The 22,679-nt window shown below is 43.7% G+C and carries 25 protein-coding genes, 1 tRNA gene and 1 rRNA gene; 21 read left to right on the forward strand and 6 right to left on the reverse strand.

Features of this window, described 5'->3' with window-relative positions; translation table 11 throughout:
• Together rrf and K1J09_RS10810 are read left to right on the forward strand one after the other, a co-directional pair.
• Nucleotides 1–89 (forward strand): 5S ribosomal RNA (rrf, locus tag K1J09_RS10805); the annotation flags it as partial.
• A gap of 5 nt (nucleotides 90–94) precedes the next feature.
• Nucleotides 95–168, forward strand: a tRNA-Asn gene (locus K1J09_RS10810).
• Nucleotides 169–404: 236 nt separating this feature from the next.
• Here the strand turns inward: K1J09_RS10810 and K1J09_RS10815 are convergent.
• Complete coding sequence (locus K1J09_RS10815; protein WP_223323976.1) at nucleotides 405–1,769, reverse strand: aspartate kinase; 1,365 nt, start codon at nucleotides 1,767–1,769, stop codon at nucleotides 405–407.
• A 250-nt stretch (nucleotides 1,770–2,019) separates the two neighbouring features.
• Between K1J09_RS10815 and K1J09_RS10820 the strand changes: the two genes are divergently transcribed.
• From K1J09_RS10820 to K1J09_RS10895, 16 genes are all read left to right on the forward strand, one after another.
• Nucleotides 2,020–2,811, forward strand: coding sequence for an enoyl-CoA hydratase (locus K1J09_RS10820; protein ID WP_223323975.1), 792 nt, complete (start codon nucleotides 2,020–2,022; stop codon nucleotides 2,809–2,811).
• A gap of 141 nt (nucleotides 2,812–2,952) precedes the next feature.
• Nucleotides 2,953–3,387 (forward strand): fatty acid biosynthesis transcriptional regulator FabT, encoded by a 435-nt coding sequence (gene fabT / locus K1J09_RS10825; RefSeq protein WP_002901186.1) that lies wholly within the window; start codon nucleotides 2,953–2,955, stop codon nucleotides 3,385–3,387.
• A complete protein-coding gene (locus K1J09_RS10830) occupies nucleotides 3,387–4,361 on the forward strand; it encodes a beta-ketoacyl-ACP synthase III (protein WP_223323974.1) in 975 nt (324 codons plus the stop codon). The genes fabT and K1J09_RS10830 overlap by 1 nt, the downstream gene beginning before the upstream one ends.
• A 55-nt stretch (nucleotides 4,362–4,416) precedes the next feature.
• Nucleotides 4,417–4,641: an acyl carrier protein gene (locus K1J09_RS10835; RefSeq protein ID WP_002893611.1), complete on the forward strand. Its 225-nt coding sequence runs from the start codon at nucleotides 4,417–4,419 to the stop codon at nucleotides 4,639–4,641.
• 136 nt (nucleotides 4,642–4,777) lie between these two features.
• Nucleotides 4,778–5,752 carry an enoyl-[acyl-carrier-protein] reductase FabK gene (gene fabK, locus K1J09_RS10840; protein WP_002902460.1) on the forward strand — a complete coding sequence of 325 codons (975 nt, stop codon included), beginning with the start codon at nucleotides 4,778–4,780 and terminating at the stop codon, nucleotides 5,750–5,752.
• Nucleotides 5,745–6,665 (forward strand): ACP S-malonyltransferase, encoded by a 921-nt coding sequence (fabD, locus tag K1J09_RS10845; RefSeq protein WP_223323973.1) that lies wholly within the window; start codon nucleotides 5,745–5,747, stop codon nucleotides 6,663–6,665. Before fabK ends, fabD begins: the two co-directional genes overlap by 8 nt.
• Before the next feature lie 12 nt (nucleotides 6,666–6,677).
• Nucleotides 6,678–7,412, forward strand: coding sequence for a 3-oxoacyl-[acyl-carrier-protein] reductase (fabG, locus tag K1J09_RS10850; RefSeq protein WP_002893608.1), 735 nt, complete (start codon nucleotides 6,678–6,680; stop codon nucleotides 7,410–7,412).
• Between the two features lie 63 nt (nucleotides 7,413–7,475).
• On the forward strand, nucleotides 7,476–8,708 hold the full coding sequence (gene fabF / locus K1J09_RS10855) for a beta-ketoacyl-ACP synthase II (RefSeq protein WP_002893606.1): 1,233 nt from the start codon (nucleotides 7,476–7,478) through the stop codon (nucleotides 8,706–8,708).
• Between the two features lie 6 nt (nucleotides 8,709–8,714).
• Nucleotides 8,715–9,203 carry an acetyl-CoA carboxylase biotin carboxyl carrier protein gene (gene accB / locus K1J09_RS10860; protein WP_223323972.1) on the forward strand — a complete coding sequence of 163 codons (489 nt, stop codon included), beginning with the start codon at nucleotides 8,715–8,717 and terminating at the stop codon, nucleotides 9,201–9,203.
• Nucleotides 9,200–9,622 (forward strand): 3-hydroxyacyl-ACP dehydratase FabZ, encoded by a 423-nt coding sequence (gene fabZ / locus K1J09_RS10865; protein ID WP_002896886.1) that lies wholly within the window; start codon nucleotides 9,200–9,202, stop codon nucleotides 9,620–9,622. Before accB ends, fabZ begins: the two co-directional genes overlap by 4 nt.
• Before the next feature lie 18 nt (nucleotides 9,623–9,640).
• Complete coding sequence (locus K1J09_RS10870; protein ID WP_223323971.1) at nucleotides 9,641–11,008, forward strand: acetyl-CoA carboxylase biotin carboxylase subunit; 1,368 nt, start codon at nucleotides 9,641–9,643, stop codon at nucleotides 11,006–11,008.
• 99 nt (nucleotides 11,009–11,107) lie between these two features.
• Nucleotides 11,108–11,971 carry an acetyl-CoA carboxylase, carboxyltransferase subunit beta gene (accD, locus tag K1J09_RS10875; RefSeq protein ID WP_002901174.1) on the forward strand — a complete coding sequence of 288 codons (864 nt, stop codon included), beginning with the start codon at nucleotides 11,108–11,110 and terminating at the stop codon, nucleotides 11,969–11,971.
• Entirely contained in the window at nucleotides 11,968–12,738 is a 771-nt protein-coding gene (locus K1J09_RS10880; protein ID WP_002927615.1) for an acetyl-CoA carboxylase carboxyl transferase subunit alpha, read from the forward strand. Before accD ends, K1J09_RS10880 begins: the two co-directional genes overlap by 4 nt.
• 199 nt (nucleotides 12,739–12,937) lie before the next feature.
• Nucleotides 12,938–13,486 (forward strand): carboxymuconolactone decarboxylase family protein, encoded by a 549-nt coding sequence (locus K1J09_RS10885; protein ID WP_125331945.1) that lies wholly within the window; start codon nucleotides 12,938–12,940, stop codon nucleotides 13,484–13,486.
• 18 nt (nucleotides 13,487–13,504) lie between these two features.
• Nucleotides 13,505–14,569 (forward strand): acyl-CoA dehydrogenase family protein, encoded by a 1,065-nt coding sequence (locus K1J09_RS10890; RefSeq protein WP_125331947.1) that lies wholly within the window; start codon nucleotides 13,505–13,507, stop codon nucleotides 14,567–14,569.
• Nucleotides 14,570–14,641: 72 nt separating this feature from the next.
• Nucleotides 14,642–15,559, forward strand: coding sequence for a TDT family transporter (locus K1J09_RS10895; RefSeq protein WP_223323970.1), 918 nt, complete (start codon nucleotides 14,642–14,644; stop codon nucleotides 15,557–15,559).
• A gap of 120 nt (nucleotides 15,560–15,679) precedes the next feature.
• On the opposite strand, the gene serS is transcribed toward K1J09_RS10895, so the two are convergent.
• The gene (serS, locus tag K1J09_RS10900) at nucleotides 15,680–16,957 is read right to left on the reverse strand and encodes a serine--tRNA ligase (protein ID WP_125331951.1); all 1,278 of its coding nucleotides are present in this window, start codon (nucleotides 16,955–16,957) and stop codon (nucleotides 15,680–15,682) included.
• 310 nt (nucleotides 16,958–17,267) lie between these two features.
• On the opposite strand from serS, the gene K1J09_RS10905 reads away from it, so the two are divergent.
• The 3 genes from K1J09_RS10905 to K1J09_RS10915 are packed head-to-tail and all read left to right on the forward strand — an operon-like array spanning nucleotide 17,268 to nucleotide 19,042.
• Nucleotides 17,268–17,825: a TetR/AcrR family transcriptional regulator gene (locus K1J09_RS10905; RefSeq protein ID WP_125331952.1), complete on the forward strand. Its 558-nt coding sequence runs from the start codon at nucleotides 17,268–17,270 to the stop codon at nucleotides 17,823–17,825.
• A complete protein-coding gene (locus tag K1J09_RS10910) occupies nucleotides 17,818–18,396 on the forward strand; it encodes an NAD(P)H-dependent oxidoreductase (RefSeq protein WP_125331953.1) in 579 nt (192 codons plus the stop codon). Before K1J09_RS10905 ends, K1J09_RS10910 begins: the two co-directional genes overlap by 8 nt.
• Before the next feature lie 13 nt (nucleotides 18,397–18,409).
• Nucleotides 18,410–19,042, forward strand: a complete 633-nt coding sequence (locus tag K1J09_RS10915; protein WP_125331954.1) for a GNAT family N-acetyltransferase — start codon at nucleotides 18,410–18,412, stop codon at nucleotides 19,040–19,042.
• A 185-nt stretch (nucleotides 19,043–19,227) separates the two neighbouring features.
• Here the strand turns inward: K1J09_RS10915 and K1J09_RS10920 are convergent, their stop codons facing one another.
• From K1J09_RS10920 to K1J09_RS10935, 4 genes are all read right to left on the reverse strand, one after another.
• Nucleotides 19,228–19,590: a DUF956 family protein gene (locus K1J09_RS10920; RefSeq protein WP_125331955.1), complete on the reverse strand. Its 363-nt coding sequence runs from the start codon at nucleotides 19,588–19,590 to the stop codon at nucleotides 19,228–19,230.
• A gap of 70 nt (nucleotides 19,591–19,660) precedes the next feature.
• Entirely contained in the window at nucleotides 19,661–20,602 is a 942-nt protein-coding gene (locus tag K1J09_RS10925; protein ID WP_002893579.1) for a PTS system mannose/fructose/sorbose family transporter subunit IID, read from the reverse strand.
• Nucleotides 20,603–20,620: 18 nt separating this feature from the next.
• The gene (locus K1J09_RS10930) at nucleotides 20,621–21,427 is read right to left on the reverse strand and encodes a PTS mannose/fructose/sorbose transporter subunit IIC (protein ID WP_002893578.1); all 807 of its coding nucleotides are present in this window, start codon (nucleotides 21,425–21,427) and stop codon (nucleotides 20,621–20,623) included.
• A 44-nt stretch (nucleotides 21,428–21,471) separates the two neighbouring features.
• Nucleotides 21,472–22,467 (reverse strand): PTS sugar transporter subunit IIB, encoded by a 996-nt coding sequence (locus tag K1J09_RS10935; protein ID WP_002893577.1) that lies wholly within the window; start codon nucleotides 22,465–22,467, stop codon nucleotides 21,472–21,474.
• Nucleotides 22,468–22,679: the final 212 nt, after the last annotated feature.

A 22,679-nucleotide genomic window follows, 5' to 3' on the forward strand; every position in this document is an offset into this window, starting at 1 on the left:
CCTGTACCCATGCCGAACACAGCAGTTAAGCCCTAGAACGCCGGAAGTAGTTGGGGGTTGCCCCCTGTGAGATATGGTAGTCGCTTAGCAGTTATCCGCCATAGCTCAGTTGGTAGTAGCGCATGACTGTTAATCATGATGTCGTAGGTTCGAGTCCTACTGGCGGAGTTTCAAAGAGGTTTTACCTCTTTTTTTATTTTTACTGATAGAATATACTGGAGACGGAGACAAGGTATTCTATAGTCTTATTGATGAGCTATGAAACTTCTATTAGTTCTTAGTGTATTCTAAAGTTTGACTTTGTATTCTTTATAGTTGAATGAAAAAAGCAGAAGTTAGTCAGTGACTAGTTTCTGCTTTTTTGATCAGAGTTTGTTTGATAAAAATGGTTTCTAAATCTGGACTTACTTTAGAGTTTGGGGTTCAAAGAAAGCTCGGTAAAGTGCGCGAATGGCCGCTTTTTCTTGATTTTTTTCAACAACAAACATGATGGATACTTCGCTTGAACCTTGGGACATCATTTGAATGTTGATGTTGTTTTCTGAAAGAGCTTTGGTTGCAGTGGCTGTAACCCCGATATGACTCTTCATTTTCTCGCCAACAATCATGATAATGGAAAGGTCGTGTTCGATTTCTGCATGATCAACCTCTGCTTTTTGGACAAGTTGTCGAAGGATCTCTTCCTCTTTGATAGGAGTTAATTCGCGCTCACGTAAGATAATAGAGAGGTCGTCGATTCCTGTAGGCATGTGCTCCCAACCAATATTCAAATCTTCTAGAATTTGAAGGACGCGTCTACCAAAGCCGATTTCTCTATTCATCAGGTACTTAGACATGTTAATGCTGACAAAGCCTGCATCTCCAGCAATTCCAACGACTGGTAGATGGTCCTTGCTGTGTTTATGGACAATTTGAGTACCTGGATGTTCTGGATTGTTGGTATTTTTAATAACCAGCGGGATTTTGCCGCGGTAAGCTGGAAGCAGAGCTTCATCATGGAGAACTGTAAAGCCAGCGTAGGCCAATTCACGCATTTCCCGATAGGTTAGCTCAGGAATGGAATGTGGTTTGTGAACGATGCCGGGATGGGCAGCAAAGATTCCGTCAACATCAGTAAAGTTTTCATAAACATCTGCTTTGACTCCCGCAGCAATGATAGAGCCGGTAATATCAGAACCTCCGCGAGAAAATGTACAGATTTGTCCATCTTGAGTTACACCAAAGAAACCAGGAATAACTAGAACTTCATCAGAATTGTTGAGTTCTTCAATCTTATCATAGCTGGAAGGAAGAATTCTTGCATTGCCAGGTTCACTGGAAACGACGAGTCCTGCTTCTCTTGGATGTACGTAGCTAGCTGGAACGCCATTTTGACTGAAATATGCTGCAATCAGTTTGGCGTTGTTATTTTCCCCTGCAGCAAGAAAAGTATCATAAAGAAATGCATTATCTTCAATTGGCAAAGTAGCAAGGCTTGTGATGCTTTTGGAAATTTTCTCCAGAACTTTTGGTTTCAAACCAAGTTCTGCCACCATATCTGCATAGCGATTGATAATCCACTGTTGGTTTGGTGTGACATCATTTCCTGCAATATACTCTCGGTAATATTTAATCAGGGCATCGGTTACTTTGATATCGTCATCATGGCGTTTTCCTGGCGCTGATACTACAACAAATCGACGTTCAGGATCAGATTTGACAATGTTCAAAACTTTTTCTAATTGAGTCGCAGAAGCCAGTGAACTTCCACCAAATTTTACAACTTTCATTGGTTCTCCTATCTTATTTTAAAAATTATAACAAAATTCTGAAAATTATTCAAACGCTGTTTTTATACTATTTTTATCCAAATTATTACTTTCACACTTCAAATTTGAAGACCATCTAATTTTTCCCATTTTTTATTTCCTTTCTTTTATATTTTATGATAAAATATAAGTTGTGTATAATTTGAATATCAAATTATTTAAGAATAAAACAAAACGGCTGATTTGAAATCGGGTCGGGAATGGAGCTGAAATGACATTTAATGGAATTCTCTATCATGTAGCAGATGAGGTAGCAACGATTACTTTCAATCGTCCTGAAGTTTCAAATGGCTTTAATATTCCTATGTGTGAGGAAATTTTAGAGGCTATTGAACTTGCTGCTAAGGATGAGTCCGTCAAATTTTTAGTTATCAATGCGAATGGAAAGGTTTTTTCAGTGGGTGGAGACTTGGCTGAGATGCAGAGAGCAGTCAGTGATGATAATGTCCAATCCTTGGTGAAAATCGCTGAACTGGTGAATGATATTTCCTTTGCTATGAAGCGTCTGCCTAAGCCTGTTATCATGAGTGTTGATGGCCCTGTTGCTGGTGCGGCTGCTAATATGGTCGTTGCAGCAGATTTCTGTATTGCCACTGAAAAATCCCGCTTCATTCAGGCCTTTGTTGGGGTTGGTCTGGCGCCAGATGCTGGCGGTCTTTACTTACTGACTCGTGCTATCGGGGTGACTCGTGCGACCCATCTGGTTATGACTGGGGAAGCTCTGACTGCAGAGAAAGCTCTGGATTACGGCTTGCTTTATAAAGTCTGTGAAGCAGAAAAGTTGGAAAAAACAACGGAACAGTTGCTGAAGAAGCTGAAACGAGGCTCTCTAAATTCTTACAGAGCCATGAAAGAAATGGTTTGGAAGAGTCTGTTCAGCGGCTGGTCTGAGTATGCTGAGCTAGAATTGGAACTGCAGAAATCGCTGGCTTTCACAGAAGATTTCAAAGAGGGAGTTCGGGCTTACTCTGAGAAACGTCGTCCAAACTTCACAGGTAAATAATGTATTGGTTCAAGGTTGCTTAATTTGCAAGTTGTTTACGGAAATATCTGAAAATCAAATTAATTTTCAAAAAAGCTTGCAAATTACTTTTCTATCTGATAAAATTTGATTGTCAAAGTATTTTCTTAAGGAGGGTTGGTTTTGAATTTTCAGTTAGTAAATGATTACTTAACGTCTATTTTCAATAATGTCTTGGTTATTGAAGAATCGAGCCTAAGAAGCAGTCGCTTCAACGATGTCTCCATTAAGGAAATGCATACGATAGATGTCATCGGTACAACCCCCAATGCTACTCCAAGTGATATATCACGAGAATTGATGGTTACTTTGGGAACTGTTACGACCAGTTTGAATAATCTGGAGCGTAAGGGGTATATTGAGCGGCGTCGGTCGGAAGTTGACCGTCGTGTGGTGCATCTGAATTTGACAAAGAATGGGCGGCTTTTGTATCGTCTCCACAAGCGATTCCACAACCGCATGGTCATGCAAGTAGTGGATGGGATGAGTCCAGAAGAGAGACAAGTGATGCAAAAGGGCCTGCAAAATTTATATAGTTTCCTAGAGGATTTGAAATAATGAACTATGCTAAGATTAGCCAGGTGGCTCATTATGCTCCCCGTCAGGTTGTCAGCAATGATGATCTAGCCGAGATTATGGATACCAGTGATGAGTGGATTTCAAGTCGAACTGGGATTAAAAACCGCCATTTATCGTCAGATGAAACGACCAGTGATTTAGCTACAAAAGTAGCAGAGAATTTGCTGCAAAAGTCAGGAATTTCTGCTCAGGACCTGGACTTTATCATTGTTGCCACTATTACGCCGGATTCTTTAATGCCTTCAGCTGCTGCGAGAGTACAGGCCAATATTGGGGCTAAGAATGCATTTGCCTTTGATCTGACGGCGGCCTGCAGTGGCTTTATCTTTGCCCTATCTACTGGGGAAAAATTTATTTCTTCAGGCCGTTATCAAAAAGGTCTAGTCATAGGAAGTGAGACGCTCTCTAAGACGGTAGATTGGTCAGATCGTTCAACGGCTGTTCTCTTTGGAGATGGTGCTGGCGGTGTCCTGTTGGAAAGTGCTTCAGAACAGCATTTTTTGGCAGAAAGTCAGTTTACGGACGGATCTCGCGGAGATAGTCTGACCTGCGGAAAAATCGGTTTGTCTTCACCTTTTTCTGAAAAAGGTGAGAATCAGCCTTATCTGACAATGGACGGTAGAGCTATTTTCGACTTTGCTATTCGTGATGTTGCTCGTTCTATTAAAGAAACCATTGAAAGCAGTCAGCTTTCAGCGGAAGATTTGGATTTTCTGTTGCTGCATCAGGCCAATATCCGTATTTTGGATAAAATGGCTAAGAAGCTTGGTATTGCGCGGGAGAAACTTCCAGCCAATATGATGGAATATGGCAATACTAGTGCAGCTAGCATCCCGATTTTATTATCTGAGTGTGTGGAGCAAGGACTAATCAAACTGAACGGAAATCAGACAATTTTGATGTCAGGTTTTGGTGGAGGTTTGACATGGGGCACGCTTATTGTTACAATTTAGTTAATCAAGTGGAAACACATGATAAAAAATATTTTATTTTTAAAGGAGTCTATCCATGGCAGTATTTGAAAAAGTACAAGAAATTATCGTTGAAGAACTTGGCAAAGAGCCATCAGAAGTTACTCTTGAGTCAACTTTCGATGATCTTGAAGCAGATTCATTGGACTTGTTCCAAGTGATTTCAGAAATTGAAGATGCATTTGACATCCAAATCGAAACTGAAGAAGGTTTGAACACAGTTGGTGATTTGGTTGCTTATGTAGAAGAAAAAACTAAATAAGCAAGTAACTGAGAGTATCGAAAGATATTCTCTCTTGTTTAGGTAATAGTTTGACTGTCAAAGTAAAGAAAATACATCTAGCGTGTGGTAGTTTGAAATCAAGCTATTACTTAAGCAATGATAAAAGGAAGGTATTATGCAAACACGTATTACAGAATTATTGAACATTGATTATCCTATTTTCCAAGGCGGGATGGCCTGGGTTGCTGACGGTGACTTGGCTGGAGCGGTTTCAAAAGCTGGCGGTCTTGGTATCATTGGTGGCGGAAATGCACCCAAGGAAGTGGTAAAGGCTAATATTGACAAGATTAAGTCTTTGACAGACCGTCCTTTCGGTGTTAATATCATGCTCCTGTCTCCTTTTGCGGACGACATTGTGGATCTCGTCATTGAAGAGGGAGTAAAAGTAGTAACAACTGGTGCGGGTAATCCAAGCAAGCACATGGCTCGTTTCCATGAAGCGGGGATTACAGTTATCCCTGTTGTGCCAAGTGTGGCCTTGGCTAAGCGGATGGAAAAAATCGGTGCGGATGCGGTCATTGCAGAAGGTATGGAAGCCGGCGGTCATATCGGAAAATTGACTACCATGTCCTTGGTTCGTCAGGTTGCAGAAGCAGTCAGCATTCCGGTTATTGCTGCCGGTGGTATTGCTGATGGTGCTGGGGCTGCGGCTGGCTTTATGCTGGGAGCGGAGGCCGTTCAGGTCGGAACTCGCTTTGTTGTTGCTAAGGAATCCAATGCCCATCAAAACTATAAGAACATGATTTTGAAGGCTCGCGATATTGATACGACTATCTCTGCCCAGCATTTCGGCCATGCGGTTCGTGCTATCAAGAATAAGCTGACGCGTGATTTCGAAAAGGCAGAAAAAGAAGCCTTCAAGCAAGAAAATCCAGATTTGACTGTTTTTGAAAATCTGGGTGCTGGTGCTTTGGCCAATGCGGTTGTTCGCGGAGATGTGGAAAATGGTTCCGTCATGTCTGGTCAAATTGCTGGTTTAATCAGTAAGGAAGAAACAGTCGAAGAGATCCTCAAAGATATCTACTATGGTGCTGCTGAGAAGATTCAGCAGGAAGCAAAACGTTGGGCAGGAGTAACTAGAAATGACTAAAAGAGCCTTTCTCTTTGCCGGTCAGGGAGCGCAGTACCTTGGAATGGGGCGTGAGCTTTATGATCAGTATGAGCTTGTGCGGTTAACTTTTGATGAAGCTAGCCAAGTTCTAGGCTATGATGTCCGAGCTTTGATCGATCAAGATGAAGAAAAGCTCAATCAAACTCGCTACACGCAACCGGCTATTTTAACAACTTCAGTAGCTATATATCGCCTCTTGGCTGATAAGGGAATCGAGCCTGATATGGTAGCAGGTCTCTCGCTTGGAGAATATTCTGCTTTGGTGGCTGCGGGCGCTCTTGATTTTAAGACTGCAGTGGGCTTGGTCGCTAAGCGGGGTAGCTTCATGGAAGAGGCTGCTCCAGCTGGCTCTGGGAAAATGGTCGCTGTTTTAAATGCTGAGGTTTCTCTTATTGAAGAGGTCTGTCAGGAAGCAAGCGCTATTGGTGTAGTCTCACCAGCCAACTATAATACGCCTAGTCAGATTGTTATTGGTGGAGAAGTGGCAGCAGTGGACAAGGCTGTGGGGCTTTTGAAAGATGCTGGTGTCAAGCGCTTAATCCCGCTCAATGTATCCGGACCTTTCCATACAGCGCTTTTAAAGCCAGCCAGTGAACGATTGGCAGAAGTCTTGGAAACAGTTGAGTTTTCAGATTTTGTACGGCCATTAGTCGGAAATACTGAAGCAACTGTGATGGAAAAAGAAAGAGTCAAAGAGCTTTTGACTCGTCAGGTAATGGAGCCAGTGCGCTTTTATGACAGCATTGCTACAATGCAGAAAGCTGGTGTGACTGAATTTATCGAAATCGGTCCTGGCAAAGTTCTGTCTGGTTTTATTAAGAAAATTGATAAATCTGCAGATGTACGCCAAGTTGAAGATGTAGAAAGTTTGAATGCTCTTCTAGAAAAATAATGAGGAATCATCATGGAATTACAAAACAAGAATGTGTTAATTACAGGGTCCGCTCGTGGGATTGGGCTGGCAATTGCGCATAAATTTGCCAGTGTCGGAGCCAATGTTATCTTAAACGGACTAAGCGGGATTTCTGATGATATTTTGGCTGAATTTGCCGGCTATTCTGGTAAAGTCGTGGCTGTTATTGGGGATGTGTCTAAATCTGCGGATGCTCAGCGGATAGTGGAAGAAGCTGTTGCGGCTCTGGGGTCTGTTGATGTATTGGTCAATAATGCTGGTATTACCCGTGATAAGCTCATGCTGAAAATGACGGAAGAAGATTTTGAGCAGGTGTTGAAAGTGAATCTGACTGGAACGTTCAATATGACACAATCAGTCCTGAAACCGATGACAAAAGCTCGTCAGGGTGCTATTATCAACCTATCGAGTGTCGTTGGTTTGGCTGGAAATATCGGTCAGGCAAACTATGCAGCTTCCAAGGCCGGTCTGATTGGTTTTTCTAAGTCAGTAGCCCGTGAAGTGGCAGCGCGTAATATCCGTGTCAACTGCATTGCCCCTGGCTTTATCGCATCTGATATGACAGATGTGCTTCCAGAAAAAATCAAGGAAGCGTCTTTGGCACTCATTCCGATGAAGCGTTTTGGTACTCCGGAAGAAGTAGCAGATGTTGCTCTCTTCTTGGCAGGACAAGAATATCTGACGGGTCAAGTCATCACGATTGATGGCGGCTTTACTATGCAGTAAGTACAGATTTTGAATATTAACGAGTAGAAAATCAGTTGATTCATCTAAATAAAGGAGCTCAATATGAAACTTAATCGAGTTGTTGTAACAGGATACGGTTTAACTTCACCTATCGGCAATACTCCAGAAGAATTCTGGAATAATTTAAAAGAAGGCAATATTGGAATCGGTCCAATTACTAAATTTGATCATAGTGAATACAGTGTTCACAATGCGGCGGAAATTCAGGATTTCCCTTTTGATAAATACTTTGTCAAAAAGGATACCAATCGTTATGATAATTACACACTTTATGCAATTTATGCTTCCCAGGAAGCGGTCAACAATGCTCACTTAGATGTAGATGCGTTGGATAAGGATCGCTTTGGTGTCATTGTGGCTTCAGGTATCGGCGGGATTCAGGAAATTGAAGAACAGGTTGTTCGCTTGCATGAAAAAGGTCCTAAACGTATCAAACCTTTGACCCTGCCAAAAGCCTTGCCAAATATGGGAGCAGGAAATGTAGCGATGCGCTTTGGAGCCAATGGAATCTGTAAGTCTGTCAATACGGCCTGTGCCTCAGCAAACGATGCGATTGGTGAAGCATTCCGCTCAATTAAATTCGGTTATCAAGATGTGATGCTGGTCGGTGGTTCAGAGGCGTCTATTACACCATTTGCGATTGCTGGTTTCCAAGCTCTGACTGCTCTTTCTACCACAGAAGATCCTAAGCGTGCTTCTATTCCTTTTGACAAGGACCGCAATGGCTTTGTCATGGGTGAAGGTTCTGGTATGCTGGTCCTGGAAAGTTTGGAACATGCTGAGAAGCGCGGAGCTACTATCTTGGCTGAGGTGGTAGGATACGGTCATACTTGTGACGCTTACCATATGACTTCTCCGCATCCAGAAGGTCTGGGAGCTATCAAGGCTATAAAACAAGCGGTTGAAGAAGCTGAAATTGAGCCAAAAGATGTGGCTTATGTCAATGCTCACGGTACATCAACCCCTGCTAACGAAAAAGGCGAAAGCGGAGCTATTGTTTCTGTCTTTGGTAAAGATGTAGCGGTGTCTTCAACTAAATCCTTTACAGGACACCTGCTCGGAGCGGCGGGCGCAGTTGAGGCTATTGCGACGATTGAAGCAATGCGTCATAGCTATGTGCCAAAAACAGCTGGTACAACAGAGCTGCCAGACTATATTGAAGCCAACGTTATTTACGGTCAAGGTAAGGAACAGGAAATCCCTTATGCGATTTCTAATACATTTGGCTTTGGCGGTCACAATGCCGTTCTTGCCTTTAAACGCTGGGAGGCTTAAAAACCTATGAATATCAACGAAATTAAAGATTTAATGGCGCAGTTTGACCAGTCTAGTCTGCGTGAGTTTTCTTACAAAAATCAGAGCGATGAGCTGACTTTTAGTAAGAATGAAGGTCAGGTTGCAGTTCCAACAGCCAGTGCTGCTCCAATTGCTACACCTTTGCAGGCTGCGAATGCGCCTGTGATTGAGCCAACTCCTCAAGCAGCTCCGCCTGCAGAGCCAGAAACAGTTTCAGAAGCTCCGGCACCTGCTGCTGAAGGTGATGTTGTGGAAAGTCCTTTGGTTGGTGTGGCTTACTTAGCAGCTGGTCCAGACAAGCCGCCGTTTGTATCCGTTGGAGACCAAGTTAAAAAAGGTCAAACCCTTATGATTATTGAAGCGATGAAGGTCATGAATGAAGTTCCAGCACCTAAAGATGGTCTGGTTACAGAAATTCTGGTTCAGAATGAAGAAATGGTTGAATTTGGGAAAGGGCTGGTACGCATAAAATGATTGATATCAATGCAATAAAAGAAGCACTTCCTCACCGCTATCCGATGCTTTTGGTGGATCGTGTTTTGGAAGTTAGCGAAGATGAGATTGTTGCTCTGAAAAATGTGACAGTCAATGAGCCTTTCTTTAATGGACATTTTCCTCAATATCCTGTTATGCCAGGTGTCTTAATCATGGAAGCTCTGGCTCAAACGGCCGGCGTACTGGAATTGTCCAAAGAAGAAAATAAGGGCAAACTGGTCTTCTACGCTGGCATGGACAAGGTTAAGTTCAAGAAGCAAGTTGTACCAGGTGATCAGTTGATTATGACAGCTAAGTTTGTTAAGCGCCGCGGAACGATTGCGGTTGTAGAGGCGAAAGCAGAAGTTGATGGAAAACTTGCAGCCAGCGGTACTTTGACCTTTGCGATTGGCCAGTAGATAAAAGGAGCTTTCACCATGTTTCGTAAAATTTTAATTGCTAACCGTGGGGAAATTGCGGTCAGAATTATTCGTGCAGCCCGCGAGTTGGGAATTGATACGGTAGCTGTTTATTCAACGGCTGACAAGGAAGCACTCCATACCCTATTGGCTGATGAGGCTGTCTGTATCGGTCCAGCCAAGTCCACAGATTCTTATCTGAATATGAACGCAGTCCTGTCTGCTGCTGTTCTGACAGGTGCAGAAGCCATTCATCCTGGTTTTGGTTTTTTGAGTGAAAACTCTAAATTTGCGACCATGTGCGAAGAGGTCGGCATTAAGTTTATTGGGCCTTCAGGTGCTGTTATGGACTTGATGGGGGACAAGATTAATGCTCGGGCTCAGATGATTAAGGCGAAAGTGCCGGTTATCCCAGGATCTGATGGAGAAGTTCATACCTCTGAAGAAGCCTTGGAAGTCGCTGAAAAGATTGGTTATCCAGTCATGCTTAAAGCTTCTGCTGGCGGCGGCGGCAAGGGCATTCGTAAGGTTGAAAAGGCTGAGGATTTAGTAGCGGCCTTTGAGTCTGCTTCTAGCGAAGCAAAAGCAGCCTTTGGTAATGGTGCCATGTATATGGAGCGAGTAATCTATCCAGCGCGCCATATTGAAGTGCAGATTCTGGCAGATCAGCAGGGGCATGTGGTCCACTTGGGCGAGCGGGATTGCTCTTTGCAGCGTAATAATCAGAAAGTGCTGGAAGAAAGTCCATCTGTGGCGATTGGTAAAACCCTGCGCCAGCAGATTGGTGAAGCAGCTGTTCGGGCTGCTCAGTCTGTCAGCTATGAAAATGCCGGTACAATTGAGTTTCTGCTCGATGAAGCCAAGGGTGAATTCTACTTTATGGAGATGAACACTCGGGTGCAGGTTGAGCATCCAGTGACCGAGTTTGTGACTGGTGTGGATATTGTAAAAGAGCAAATCAAGATTGCAAACGGTCAAGAGCTGTCCTTCAGTCAGGATGATGTTGAAATCCGAGGGCATGCGATTGAGTGTCGGATCAATGCTGAAAATCCAGCCTTTAACTTTGCACCGAGTCCTGGCAAGATTTCAAATGTTTATCTACCGAGCGGTGGAGTGGGGCTGCGCGTGGATTCAGCCGTCTATCCTGGCTACACCATCCCGCCTTACTACGATAGCATGATTGCGAAGATAATTGTTCATGGGGAAAATCGCTTTGATGCTCTGATGAAGATGCAACGTGCACTCTATGAACTAGAAATTGACGGTGTTGTGACCAACAGCGGCTTCCAATTGGACTTAATCTCAGATCCTAATGTGATTGCTGGTGATTATGACACAGCCTTTCTCATGGAGAAGTTCCTTCCGGCTTATCGAGAGAAACAATAGATGAGACATGTAAGAGCTACTCTGTAAACTCGAAAGACGGCGGCTCTTGCAGTTTGATGTGCCTGAGTATAAAATCTTGAAAAGGAGAAGACGTAAACGATGGCTTTGTTTTCAAAGAAGGATAAATATATCCGTATCAATCCTAATCGAGCGAGTCGGGAAAAGCCTCAAGCAAAGCCTGAGGTACCGGACGAACTCTTTTCGAAATGCCCAGGTTGTAAGCATACCATTTACCAAAAAGATCTTGGGAATGACAGTGTGTGCCCTAACTGTGGCTATAATTTTCGTATTTCTGCTCATGAGCGCTTAAACCTAACCGTGGATGAGAATAGTTTTGAGGAGATGTTCACTGGAATTGAAACCAAGGATCCTCTGAACTTCCCAAACTATCAGGAGAAGTTGGCTCTTACCCGTGAGAAGACGGGACTTGATGAGGCTGTTCTGACTGGGACGGCTAGCATCAAGGGGCATAAAACGGCTCTTGGTATCATGGATTCAAACTTTATCATGGCATCTATGGGGACAGTAGTGGGTGAAAAGATTACCCGCCTCTTTGAGTATGCGACAGAGCATAAATTGCCAGTCGTTCTGTTTACGGCTTCTGGTGGTGCCCGCATGCAGGAGGGTATTATGAGCTTGATGCAGATGGCTAAGGTCTCTGCGGCTGTTCAGCGGCACTCTGCTGCAGGCCTCTTCTATTTGACTGTCTTGACAGATCCGACAACTGGTGGTGTCACAGCCTCTTTTGCCATGGAAGGTGATATTATTCTGGCCGAAACTCAGGCTCTTGTTGGGTTTGCCGGTCGTCGGGTTATTGAGTCCACAGTTCGTGAGAAGCTGCCAGATGATTTTCAAAAGGCTGAATTTCTCATGGAGCATGGTTTTGTGGATGCCATCGTCAAGCGTGGTGACATGAGAGATACACTTGCTACCTTATTAGCATTCCATGGAGGTCAAGCATGACAAAAATCACTCGGATTATAAAAGAAGCGCGTGATCAGGCTCGTTTGACTGCGCTGGATTTTGCACAAGGAATTTTTGATAACTTCGTCGAGTTGCATGGGGATCGCTCTTTTCGAGATGACGGTGCGGTGATTGGTGGTATCGGGACGCTAAACGGTCAGCCTGTAACGGTGGTCGGTATTCAAAAGGGACGCAATTTGCAGGACAATCTGCGCCGAAACTTTGGTCAGCCGCATCCGGAAGGCTACCGCAAGGCTCTGCGCCTCATGAAGCAGGCGGAAAAATTTGGCCGTCCTGTGGTAACCTTTATCAATACGGCAGGTGCTTATCCTGGTGTCGGTGCTGAGGAGCGTGGCCAAGGGGAAGCTATTGCTCGTAACTTGATGGAAATGAGCAATCTCAAAGTGCCGATTATTGCCATCATCATTGGTGAGGGTGGCTCTGGTGGTGCCTTGGCTTTGGCTGTAGCAGACAAGGTCTGGATGCTGGAAAACTCTATGTATGCAGTTCTCAGTCCGGAAGGCTTTGCTTCTATTCTCTGGAAAGACGGCAGCCGCGCTATGGAAGCAGCAGAGCTGATGAAAATTACTTCACACGAGCTCTTGCAGATGGAAGTGGTAGATAAGGTTATTCCTGAAAGAGGCTTTAACAACCATGAATTACTGGCTGCAGTGAAAGAAGAAATCGCAACTGAGTTGAATAGTCTGTCTCAGCTACCCTTGGAGCAATTACTGGAAAATCGCTACCAGAGATTCAGAAAATATTAAAAAATCGAAGCCAGAAGGCTTCTTTTTCTCGTTTCGGATTCTTGTTTAAAATTGATGTGGAGCTACCTCACGAGGGAAATATATTTTAGTTTGAAAAATCGTATTATATTCTCTTTATAGGACCTATATAAAATATATATTATACAAGCTATTGGTCCTATGTTAAGATAGTTTCTAATTAAAAGAAATGAGGTTTCATATGTCAGAATTTACTATCCACACGATTGAGTCCGCACCAGCTGAGGTAAAAGAAGTCCTGGAAACTGTTCAAAAAGATAACGGTGGCTACATTCCCAATCTTATCGGTCTTTTGGCTAATGCGCCAACGGCTTTGGAAACATATCGGACGGTTGGAGCCATCAATCGCCGTAACAGCCTGACACCAACTGAGCGTGAAGTAGTGCAGATTACGGCTGCAGTTACCAATGGCTGTGCTTTCTGTGTGGCGGGTCATACAGCCTTTTCAATCAAGCAGATTCAAATGAATGATGATCTTTTGAAGGCTCTGCGCAATCGTACTCCGATTGATACAGATCCGAAGCTAGATACACTTGCTAAATTTACCATTGCTGTCATCAATACTAAGGGACGGGTCGGAGACGAGGCTTTGGCAGACTTCCTAGAAGCAGGCTATACGCATGAGAATGCTCTGGATGTAGTTCTAGGTGTCAGCCTTGCGACCCTTTGCAATTATGCCAATAATCTGGCCAACACGCCAATTAATCCGGAATTGCAGCCTTATGCCTAGTCTTTGAGGAGGTGGCAAATGACATTTTTTTCAGAAGAGTTTATCAACTGGTTGGATGACCACGCTGACCAAATTGACAAAGAATCCTGTGCAGCAGGCAATCAATTGATTGAGCGTATCGCTGCTGAAGGAGCCTTCCGGGTTGGCGTTCCAGAAGAGCTGGGAGGCCGAGGTGGAAATGATACGGATGTGATTGAAGTGCTCAAGGATCTGGCTCACCATTCCTTGACCGCCTCCTTTATCTCTTGGGGGCAAAGGACCTTTATTGATAACGTCTTAAAGTCTGCTAATCCCTACTTTAGAGACCACTATTTGGAAGGGCTTCTGTCAGGGGAATATGCAGGTGCGACAGCACTGTCTAATGCCGTTAAATTCCTGTCGGACCTAGAAGAGCTAAATGTCTCTATTGTGGAGGAAGACGGGCAGCTTTATCTCAAGGGGCGTCTGCCTTGGGTAACCAATGCTCGCGCGGATCGCTTCCTCAGCATATTTGTTGCTGGTTTCGAAGACGGGAGCCGCCAGCCGCTGGTTCTGGCTGTGCCGTCTGACGCAGAGAATTTCTCCCGTTCAGCGGATTTAGAGTTTGTATCTCTACAAGGGGGAAATACAGCTGCCCTGACCTTTAATCATGTGGCTTTGCAAGAGGAATGGATTCTTGCACAAGATGCCCTGGAATTTTTGGCAGAAAATCGCCCAGCTTTTCTAGGTTATCAATTTGGTCTGGCTCTTGGCCTAGCGGAGAAGTCATTGGCAGAGGTCGAAGCTAATCTGTCAGTCCGCTCTATTTTGAGAGAGGAGTGGGAGGAGCAAGTGGCTACTCTTACTGCGATCCAGGATCAGCTCTATAGAGGTCTTCTCCAGCCTAGTTATTTTGTTGAGCGTCCTAAGGAGCTCTTCCAGCTGCGAATTGATATAATTGATGTGGTAGCCCAAAGTCTGCTCTTGGAGCTGCAGGCTAGTGGAGGCAGAGGATATTTGAGTAATTCGACTTCTGGCTTTATCCGCCGTTGGAACGAAGGAGCTTTTCTTCCCATTGTATCACCGAGTGCAGTACAGCTGCGGCATATTTTAGAAGTTTCATAGAAATGATGGCAAACAAACATTTGATTGTCATTGAAAAGGGACTTCAAGACATTACTATAAAGGAGTTGCTTCGTGAACAGTAAACGACCGCCCATTCTTTTATCTGGGTTGATTCTAGGCCTATTTGGCTTAGCTAATCTTTTACTGAACTACCATTCTATCTTTTTCCACTTCTTGAATGGTCTGGCTTTGATACTTTGGCTTTATCTGACACTGGCTTTGGTGCTGTCATTTTCGGACTATCGGCAAGATTTGCAAAAGGCCTCTTTCTTATCGAGCTTTGCGACTTATCCTATGGCTAGTATGCTTTTAGCTTCTTACCTAAGCAAGCTTGGTTTACTTTGGATGGGTCTGTTGCTTTGGTACATGGCCTTGCTGCTGCATCTTTCTCTAATAGCTATCTTTACTTGGAAGTATGTTCTTAAGGCTGAGGGGTTATCTTTGACCCCGAGCTGGACGGTCCTATATGTTGGATTAGCCATGGTAAGCTTGACTCAGGGTGTAGTTCATCAGCCGTTTTTGGGCTATTTGGCTTGGTTTTTTGCTCTGCTACTGAGTTTGATTCTCTATCCCTTGTTTTACAAGGTTAGGCGGTCACAAAGGCTGCCTGATGCTTTAAAGCCGCAGTGGGCCATTTACTGTGCACCTTTCTCGCTCCTGTTGGGAAGTTATATCCGTTTGGCTGGTTCTGATGCTGAAGGTTGGTTTGTTGCCTTGCTGATCCTCTTATCGCAAGCCTTTTATCTCTTGGTTTTATGTCTTTTACCTCGCATTTTCCGACTGAGCCCTCAGCTTAGCTGGTCAGCCTTGACCTTTCCTCTTGTCAATACAGCTTTTGCCCTGAAACTGGGACTTGATTATCTAGGTTGGACATGGCTTGTTTGGCTGAGTCATGCAGAAGCTCTGATAGCTTTCGTAATCATCCTCTATGTTTGTTTTTACTATATAGTCTCATTGCGAGCCAGAAAGATAACAAAAAATCCGAGATGATACTCTTTGAAACTCTGTTTTTGATTTTCTCTGAGTTGATCTCGGATTTTTTTAATTTTAGCAAAATAAGTCTGAACTTAGACCTAATAATACAGGCAAATTATCAGGATGAACTGCTTTTTATTTTGGCGCTATAACTTCTAATCCACCCATGTACGGACGCAGAACCTCTGGGATAGTCACAGAGCCATCTTCGTTTTGGTAATTTTCTAAGATAGCTGCCACTGTACGTCCGACAGCCAGTCCAGAACCGTTGAGAGTATGAAGGAGTTTGACCTTACCATCTGCTTCGTCACGGTAGCGGATTTGAGCTCGACGAGCTTGGAAATCTTCTGTGTTAGAGCAACTAGAGATTTCACGGTAGGTGTTCTGAGCAGGAATCCAAACTTCCAAGTCGTAGGTCTTAGCGGCTGAGAAGCCCATATCTCCAGTACAGAGTGCTACAACTCGGTAAGGCAAATTCAGCTTTTGCAGGATGTTTTCAGCGTTGGCAGTCATCTTTTCCAGCTCTTGATAAGATTCTTCTGGCTTGGCAAATTTCACCATTTCAACCTTGTGGAATTGGTGCAGACGGATGAGACCGCGCGTGTCACGACCAGCAGAGCCAGCTTCGGAGCGGAATGATGGGCTCATAGCTGTGAAGTAGATTGGCAATTCTTTTCCGTCCAAAATTTCATCTCGATAATAGTTGGTCAGCGGAACTTCAGCAGTTGGAATCAGAACGAAGTTGGTATCGCTTAGCTCAAACGTATCTTCTTTGAACTTAGGATATTGCCCAGTCCCAAACATAGAATCGTGGTTGACCATATAAGGAGTGATGACTTCTGTGTAGCCTTCTTTGCCATGCTCATCCAGCATGAAGTTGTAGATAGCACGCTCAAGTCTTGCTCCTAAGCCCTTGTAGAAGAGGAAGCGAGCACCAGTAACTTTTGCCCCACGCTCCCAGTCTAAGATATCCAGTTCTTCACCCAAATCCCAGTGAGCCTTGGCTTCAAAGTCAAATTGGCGCGGTGTGCCCCAGCGACGAACTTCAACGTTTTCGTCTTCGTCTGCTCCGACAGGAACACTTTCATGTGGGATATTAGGCAGAGTAGTAGTGAACTCGGTCAACTTAGCGTCTAGCTCAGCCAAGGTTGCGTCTAAGTTCTTGACTTCAGCAGAGAGTTTTTGCATGGCAGAAATCTTGTCATCTGCATTTTCTTTGTTGCGTTTAGCTTGGGCAATTTCAGCAGAAACAGTATTGCGCTCTGCCTTGAGTTCTTCGACCTTGACCAATAAATCCCGACGTTCTTTGTCAATGGTTTTCATTTGGTTTAGGGTAGCAGCGTCAACACCTCGCGTAGCTAATTTTTCAGCGACAGAATCAAAGTCCGTACGGATGCGTTTTAAATCTAACATAGGTACCTCCAAAAATAAAAGCACTTTATGAAACTGTTGGAGCGGCAGAGCCGCGGTTCCATCCAACTTCACAAAAGTGCACTTGCTTAATTATTCATTTTTAAAACTAACGGTAGAATTTCCTATTTTCTCCTTATCTGCTCACAGCCACCGCAGACTTTCTGAAAAGTGCCCAATAGTACTTATCCGTTTCGACTATTATACAGGATTTTCCGGAAAATGTAAATCCTAGGATAGGAAAAATCTTGACAGAAAAAGATAACTATGTTATCTTTAAATAAAGGTAACATAGTTATCTAAAGGAGTTCTTATGGTAAAACAAACAACGCGCGACCGTATGATTGAGAAGGCAAGCCAGCTTATCAGAGAATATGGTTATCAGAATATCCCCCTGAGGAAACTGGCATCTTTGCTGGGGGTTACGACTGGTGCTTTTTACAAGGCTTTTGAAAACAAGGAGGATCTTTACTATCAGGTCTGTCTTTTGGAAAATCAGAGCCAGCTTAGACGTTTAGAGGAGCAGTATCTTGACGGAGTATCTGATCCTTTGGATTGCATTTGGCAGATAGGACTTTTTCTTTTATCGGAATATGAGTCCAACAGTCGGATGATGGATTTTCTCTTTTTCAGTCCTGTGGCGATAGAGGCTTACCGGAGAGGTGAGCTTCTGGAAATCGGGAACAAGACGGTGGCTTATCTGGATAGGCTGCCTATTGAGAGTCAGAAAGAGAAAAAGATTCTCTTGCTCAAGCTGGATACCTTCATCACAGGCTATGGCCATTTTATTGCCAAAGGTTTGGAGCCTTTTGATGAGGAAGTCTATCGCTCAATGTTCAATGATTTACTAGGAGGTTACAAACATGATTAAAAATCTCATTGTTTATGCACATCCCTATGATAAAAGCTTTAACTATGCTATTTTAGAGCAGGTTCAGGACTTGTTGGAGAAGAAAGGTCAGACCTATGAACTGATTGATCTCTATGAGGATGGTTTTAACCCTGTCTATACCAAGGAAGAGCTAGCGCTTTTTAATAAAGGGCAGGCACTAGACCCGCTGGTTTTAAAATATCAGGAAGCTCTTGCGTCCTGTGACCGCCTTATCATGATTTTTCCTATCTGGTGGGCGGATATGCCAGCTATTGTCAAGGGCTTTGAAGATAAGGTCTTTTTGAAAAATAAGATTTACGAGGAGACGAAAACTCGCCAGTTAGTTGGTCGTCTGACCAATATTAAAGAGGTATTGGCTATTACTACCTCTGCAGCACCGACCTTCTATCTTAAGTATTTCTGTGGTGATGTCGTCAAGAAAGCCATGTTGGGCCATACCTTTAAGTCTATCGGTGCTAGACAGCGCCGTTGGTTGAATTTCGGGAATATTTCTCAGTCTACAGCTGAAAAACGGCAGGCTTTTTTAGAAAAATTAGCAGAAAAGATTTGAAGAGGTAGCTATCATGATTCGTTTTAGAAGAGCAGATGAAAGGGATCTTGCTGCTGCGGTCTCGGTTTTAACTGCTGCTTTTGCTGAGCATGAGGTCTACAGAGAAAAATTCCGTCCTCTCTTTGGCAGCAGTTGGTCTTATATTGATTTTCTAAATAGATTGCATGCAGTTATGGTTAAGGCGGCGATGCGTCATCATATTTGCCTGCTTGCTGAAGTGGACGGGCGTCTTATGGCGGTCGCTACCATTCATAAGCTCGGTAGCCATCCTGTCGGTATACTTTCCTTTTTGCAGGCAGGAGCATGGAGGATGTGGCAATATATTCCCCAGCTTTTAGCCTTTCAAAAAGTCTTTGGGGAGGGGAGCAAAGAAGCTAAGAAAAGGGGTGTTTCAACTCTATATCTTGAACTGCTGGGTGTGCTGCCTGATTATCAAGGACAGGGAGTTGGCGGTCTTTTTATCTCAAAGGGACTTGAGCTGCTTGCCAAAGAAGAGAAATGCCAGTGGCTTACTTTGATTACTCATACAGAAAGCAACTGTCGTTTTTACAAAAAGAACGGATTTAAACAACTAGATGTCCGTGATGTTGAAGGTGTCAAGACATGGACTTTCGAGAAAAATTTAGCTGATGTTTATACTTTTTGAAAATCTAATGATACGGTCTTGCATTGATAATGTCAGCTTACCCCACCCTATCATTTCAAGGGGCTGAAATAGTGCATTCTCAGATTGTTTCACTTTCCAATTTTTGTGCTAGCTCCATTTTGTTGATACAAGCAGTCTTTGTCTTAGTCGAAAATATAAAAAATAAGGTTGAAACTTTTTCAACCTTATTTTTTCTTCTTAAAGATTCCAGCAATTTTTTGTAACAGAGTCGGCAATCTAACTACCTTGTCATTGCCAATATGCTTACGCGCAATTTTGAGTATCTTACCAGAGTCTTTGGAGGCAAAGAGAAACTTTCCTTTTTCAGTCCAGATTTCAAAATGGCGGCTGACTTTCTTGCCAGAAACATTAGCACCGATAGCAGTGATGCTCGTCCAAGGCAGCTGGATATAGTCTTCTACATTGGCATCAGCGTAAAACTCCAGAGCAGTCTCGCCGATTAAAAATTTCCCAACCTTTCCGCCTAATCCAAGATAGGATACGCCAGTAGTATTAAACTCAACTGTTTTGTTTTGTGACTGTGCCATAGAGTAACTCCCTTTTAAATAATACAGCTATTATACCACAATAAAAAGAAGGCCGAAACCTTCTTTTTGATTACATCAAACCAGCAACGTGAGCTAGTACACCAACTACAAAGAGGGCGATGATGATAGTGATAGGGGATACTTTCTTCTTAAGCAACCACATACAAGCGAAAGTTAGAAGTAGTCCCATCAAACCAGGAATCAAGGAATCCAAGTTTTGTTGGAAAGTTGTAACTTTTTCAGGGGTTTGAGATAGTCCTTGACCTACTTGAGCAAAGGCTTCTTGGATACCCTTATAGCCACTAGACAATTTGTCCCAATGAATATATGCTTTATCATCTAGCTTAACAGATGAAACGTTAAAGACAAACTTAATAGATACCCAGCGCTCAACCAGAACAGCCAAGATAAACATACCTAGGATTGAAGCACCTTTAGTAATGTCTTGGAGGATACCACCAGACATGTCTTTAGTGATTTCAGAACCGGCCTTGTAGCCCAATTCTTGTGTGTACCAGAGGAAAGCCATCCGGATAGCATTCCAAGCTAAGAAGAAGATAAGTGGCCCAATGATATTTCCAGTCAAAGCAAGAGATGCCCCAAGTGCTCCAAGGATTGGACGAACTGTGAACCAGAAGACAGGGTCTCCGATACCAGCCAGAGGTCCCATCATACCGATTTTAACCCCTTGGATAGCCGCATCGTCAATTGCTGCACCATTTGCTTTTTCTTCTTCGAGCGCAAGTGTAACTCCGATGATTGGAGCTGCAACATATGGGTGAGTGTTGAAGAACTCCAAGTGACGCTCAAGAGCAGCAGCTTGATCTTCTTTTTTAGTATAAAGTTTCTTAATAGCTGGAATCAGTGAATAAGCCCAGCCCAAGTTTTGCATACGTTCGTAGTTCCAAGAACCTTGCAAGAAAGTAGAACGCCACCAAACTTTTTGACGGTCAGCCTTTGAAAGAGTCAATTTTCCTGACTCATCAGGTTTTACAGTATTTAATTCTGTCATGATAGTGTGTCTCCTTTCTTAGTAGTCTTCTAGGATGTCGCCGATTGGATCGTTAGATGAAGCTGTTGCTCCGCCGCCACCATTTCCGCCTTTTTTAGACAAGGCAAGGTAGATGAGGGCAATAGCGACACCGATTGCACCGAGGGCAATCAGAGTGAGTTCGCTGACAGCAGCTAAAGCAAAACCAATAGCGAAGAATGGCCATACTTCACGAGTTGCCATCATGTTGATAACCATTGCATAACCAACGGCTACGACCATACCACCACCGATTTGCATACCTTCTGATAGCCAAGCTGGCATAGCTTCAAGAGCAGATTTAACAGACTCAGCTGGAATCATCAAAAGAAGTGCTGCCGGGATAGCAATACGTGCTCCTTGCATGAAGAGAGCGATAAAGTGAGCGCGTTCAACTCCTTTAATGTCTCCTTTTTTCGCAGCAGCATCTGCACCGTGAACCAAACCGACTGACAAAGTACGGACAATCATAGTCAAGAAGAGACCAGCAACAGCAAGTGGAATAGCAACACCTTGTGCTACAGCGATTCCTTTGCTTGAGAAGTCTCCACCCAGTACCATGATGATGGCAGCGGCAACAGAAGCGAGGGCAGCATCAGGTGCTACAGCAGCTCCGATGTTAGCCCAGCCAAGAGCGATCAGCTGGAGAGAGCCACCCAGCATAACACCGGCAGCCAAATTACCAGTTACCAGTCCAATCAAGGTACAAGCAACCAGCGGTTGGTGGAATTGGAATTGGTCCAAGATACCTTCTAGGCCAGCTAAGAAGGCAACAAAGACTACTAAAACCATAGAAATAATAGACATGTTCTAAATCCTTTCCTAAATTAATAAAAGCAAAACGTTTGATTTTACTGCACGTTGGCTTTCTTAATCAAATCAAACAAATCTTTTTTAGAGTCATTTGGTACTTTACGTACGTCGAATTCAACGCCAAGGTCACGAAGCTTTTCATAAGTGGCAACGTCTTCCTTATCCATTGACAGTACGTTGTTGACCATTGTTTTACCAGTTGAGTGAGCCATAGAACCGACATTAAGGGTCTTGATTGGCACACCGCCTTCAACAGCACGAAGGGCGTCTTGAGGAGTTTCAAACAGAATCAAGGCATGAGTGTTGCCAAAGCGAGGGTCTTTTGAAACAGCAATCAATTTGTCGATTGGGACAACATTGGCTTTGACATTACCTGGTGCAGCTTGCTTAATCAATTCTTTACGAAGTTCATCTTGAGCAACTGAGTCAGAAGCAACGATAATACGATCTGCTTTTGAATCTGGCGTCCAAGCTGTTGCTACCTGACCGTGCAGCAAGCGTGTGTCGATCCGGGCAAGGTTGATTTTGAGCTTGCCGTCACCGATTACAGTCCCTTCAGGGATTGCTGCTTGGGCAACTGGAGCAGCTGCAGCAGGAGCATTTGCTTCTTCAGCAGCAGGATTCAGCTCTTCAGGCAGAGCTTTGACTCCTTCCTTGGCTTCTTTGATGATGTTAGCAACAACAGCTTCAACGCCGGCGTTGGCATCCATCATCCTTTCTGTATAAGCTTGAATCAGCATAGGCAGGTTCAAGCCTGTAATGATAGCGAACTTGCGGTCTGGATTTTCACCCATGACACGGCTAGCTTGGTTGAATGGAGAGCCACTCCAAAGGTCAGCCAAGACCAACACTTCATCGTCCGCATCAAACGAAGCCACAGCGTCATTGAACTTTGCATAGAGATCATCTGGTCCTTCGTTGGGCATGAAAGTTACAACTTGTACTTTTTCCTGCTCACCGAAAATCATAGAACCTGATTGATGAATACCAGCAGCAAATTCACCGTGGCTAGCAATAATGATTCCGATACTCATTATTGACATTCCTCCTTATAAAATGTTTGACTTAAGTTTTAAGAAAACTTTAAGGCAAGTTTATTATAAAACGTTTTCATGAAAAATGCAAGCGTTTGTTCCTAAAAACGACTTTTTCTTTCAAAAATGTCAGTATTTGCTGAAAACCTGATAAATATAGGTACAAGCAAACCTTAGCTATAGAAATGTTTTAATAAATTAGGAAAATAGAA

Origin of the sequence: Streptococcus sanguinis (genome assembly GCF_019928825.1) — a bacterium.
Classification (GTDB): domain Bacteria; phylum Bacillota; class Bacilli; order Lactobacillales; family Streptococcaceae; genus Streptococcus; species Streptococcus sanguinis_L.

Excerpts from the sequence above, each read along its gene's own strand:
- K1J09_RS10815 (WP_223323976.1), bottom strand. The coding sequence starts at position 1,769 with ATGAAAGTTGTAAAATTTGGTGGAAGTTCACTGGCTTCTGCGACTCAA.
- K1J09_RS10820 (WP_223323975.1), top strand. The coding sequence starts at position 2,020 with ATGACATTTAATGGAATTCTCTATCATGTAGCAGATGAGGTAGCAACG.
- K1J09_RS10830 (WP_223323974.1), top strand. The coding sequence starts at position 3,387 with ATGAACTATGCTAAGATTAGCCAGGTGGCTCATTATGCTCCCCGTCAG.
- K1J09_RS10835 (WP_002893611.1), top strand. The coding sequence starts at position 4,417 with ATGGCAGTATTTGAAAAAGTACAAGAAATTATCGTTGAAGAACTTGGC.
- fabK (WP_002902460.1), top strand. The coding sequence starts at position 4,778 with ATGCAAACACGTATTACAGAATTATTGAACATTGATTATCCTATTTTC.
- fabD (WP_223323973.1), top strand. The coding sequence starts at position 5,745 with ATGACTAAAAGAGCCTTTCTCTTTGCCGGTCAGGGAGCGCAGTACCTT.
- fabG (WP_002893608.1), top strand. The coding sequence starts at position 6,678 with ATGGAATTACAAAACAAGAATGTGTTAATTACAGGGTCCGCTCGTGGG.
- fabF (WP_002893606.1), top strand. The coding sequence starts at position 7,476 with ATGAAACTTAATCGAGTTGTTGTAACAGGATACGGTTTAACTTCACCT.
- accB (WP_223323972.1), top strand. The coding sequence starts at position 8,715 with ATGAATATCAACGAAATTAAAGATTTAATGGCGCAGTTTGACCAGTCT.
- fabZ (WP_002896886.1), top strand. The coding sequence starts at position 9,200 with ATGATTGATATCAATGCAATAAAAGAAGCACTTCCTCACCGCTATCCG.
- K1J09_RS10870 (WP_223323971.1), top strand. The coding sequence starts at position 9,641 with ATGTTTCGTAAAATTTTAATTGCTAACCGTGGGGAAATTGCGGTCAGA.
- accD (WP_002901174.1), top strand. The coding sequence starts at position 11,108 with ATGGCTTTGTTTTCAAAGAAGGATAAATATATCCGTATCAATCCTAAT.
- K1J09_RS10880 (WP_002927615.1), top strand. The coding sequence starts at position 11,968 with ATGACAAAAATCACTCGGATTATAAAAGAAGCGCGTGATCAGGCTCGT.
- K1J09_RS10885 (WP_125331945.1), top strand. The coding sequence starts at position 12,938 with ATGTCAGAATTTACTATCCACACGATTGAGTCCGCACCAGCTGAGGTA.
- K1J09_RS10890 (WP_125331947.1), top strand. The coding sequence starts at position 13,505 with ATGACATTTTTTTCAGAAGAGTTTATCAACTGGTTGGATGACCACGCT.
- serS (WP_125331951.1), bottom strand. The coding sequence starts at position 16,957 with ATGTTAGATTTAAAACGCATCCGTACGGACTTTGATTCTGTCGCTGAA.
- K1J09_RS10905 (WP_125331952.1), top strand. The coding sequence starts at position 17,268 with ATGGTAAAACAAACAACGCGCGACCGTATGATTGAGAAGGCAAGCCAG.
- K1J09_RS10910 (WP_125331953.1), top strand. The coding sequence starts at position 17,818 with ATGATTAAAAATCTCATTGTTTATGCACATCCCTATGATAAAAGCTTT.
- K1J09_RS10915 (WP_125331954.1), top strand. The coding sequence starts at position 18,410 with ATGATTCGTTTTAGAAGAGCAGATGAAAGGGATCTTGCTGCTGCGGTC.
- K1J09_RS10920 (WP_125331955.1), bottom strand. The coding sequence starts at position 19,590 with ATGGCACAGTCACAAAACAAAACAGTTGAGTTTAATACTACTGGCGTA.
- K1J09_RS10925 (WP_002893579.1), bottom strand. The coding sequence starts at position 20,602 with ATGACAGAATTAAATACTGTAAAACCTGATGAGTCAGGAAAATTGACT.
- K1J09_RS10930 (WP_002893578.1), bottom strand. The coding sequence starts at position 21,427 with ATGTCTATTATTTCTATGGTTTTAGTAGTCTTTGTTGCCTTCTTAGCT.
- K1J09_RS10935 (WP_002893577.1), bottom strand. The coding sequence starts at position 22,467 with ATGAGTATCGGAATCATTATTGCTAGCCACGGTGAATTTGCTGCTGGT.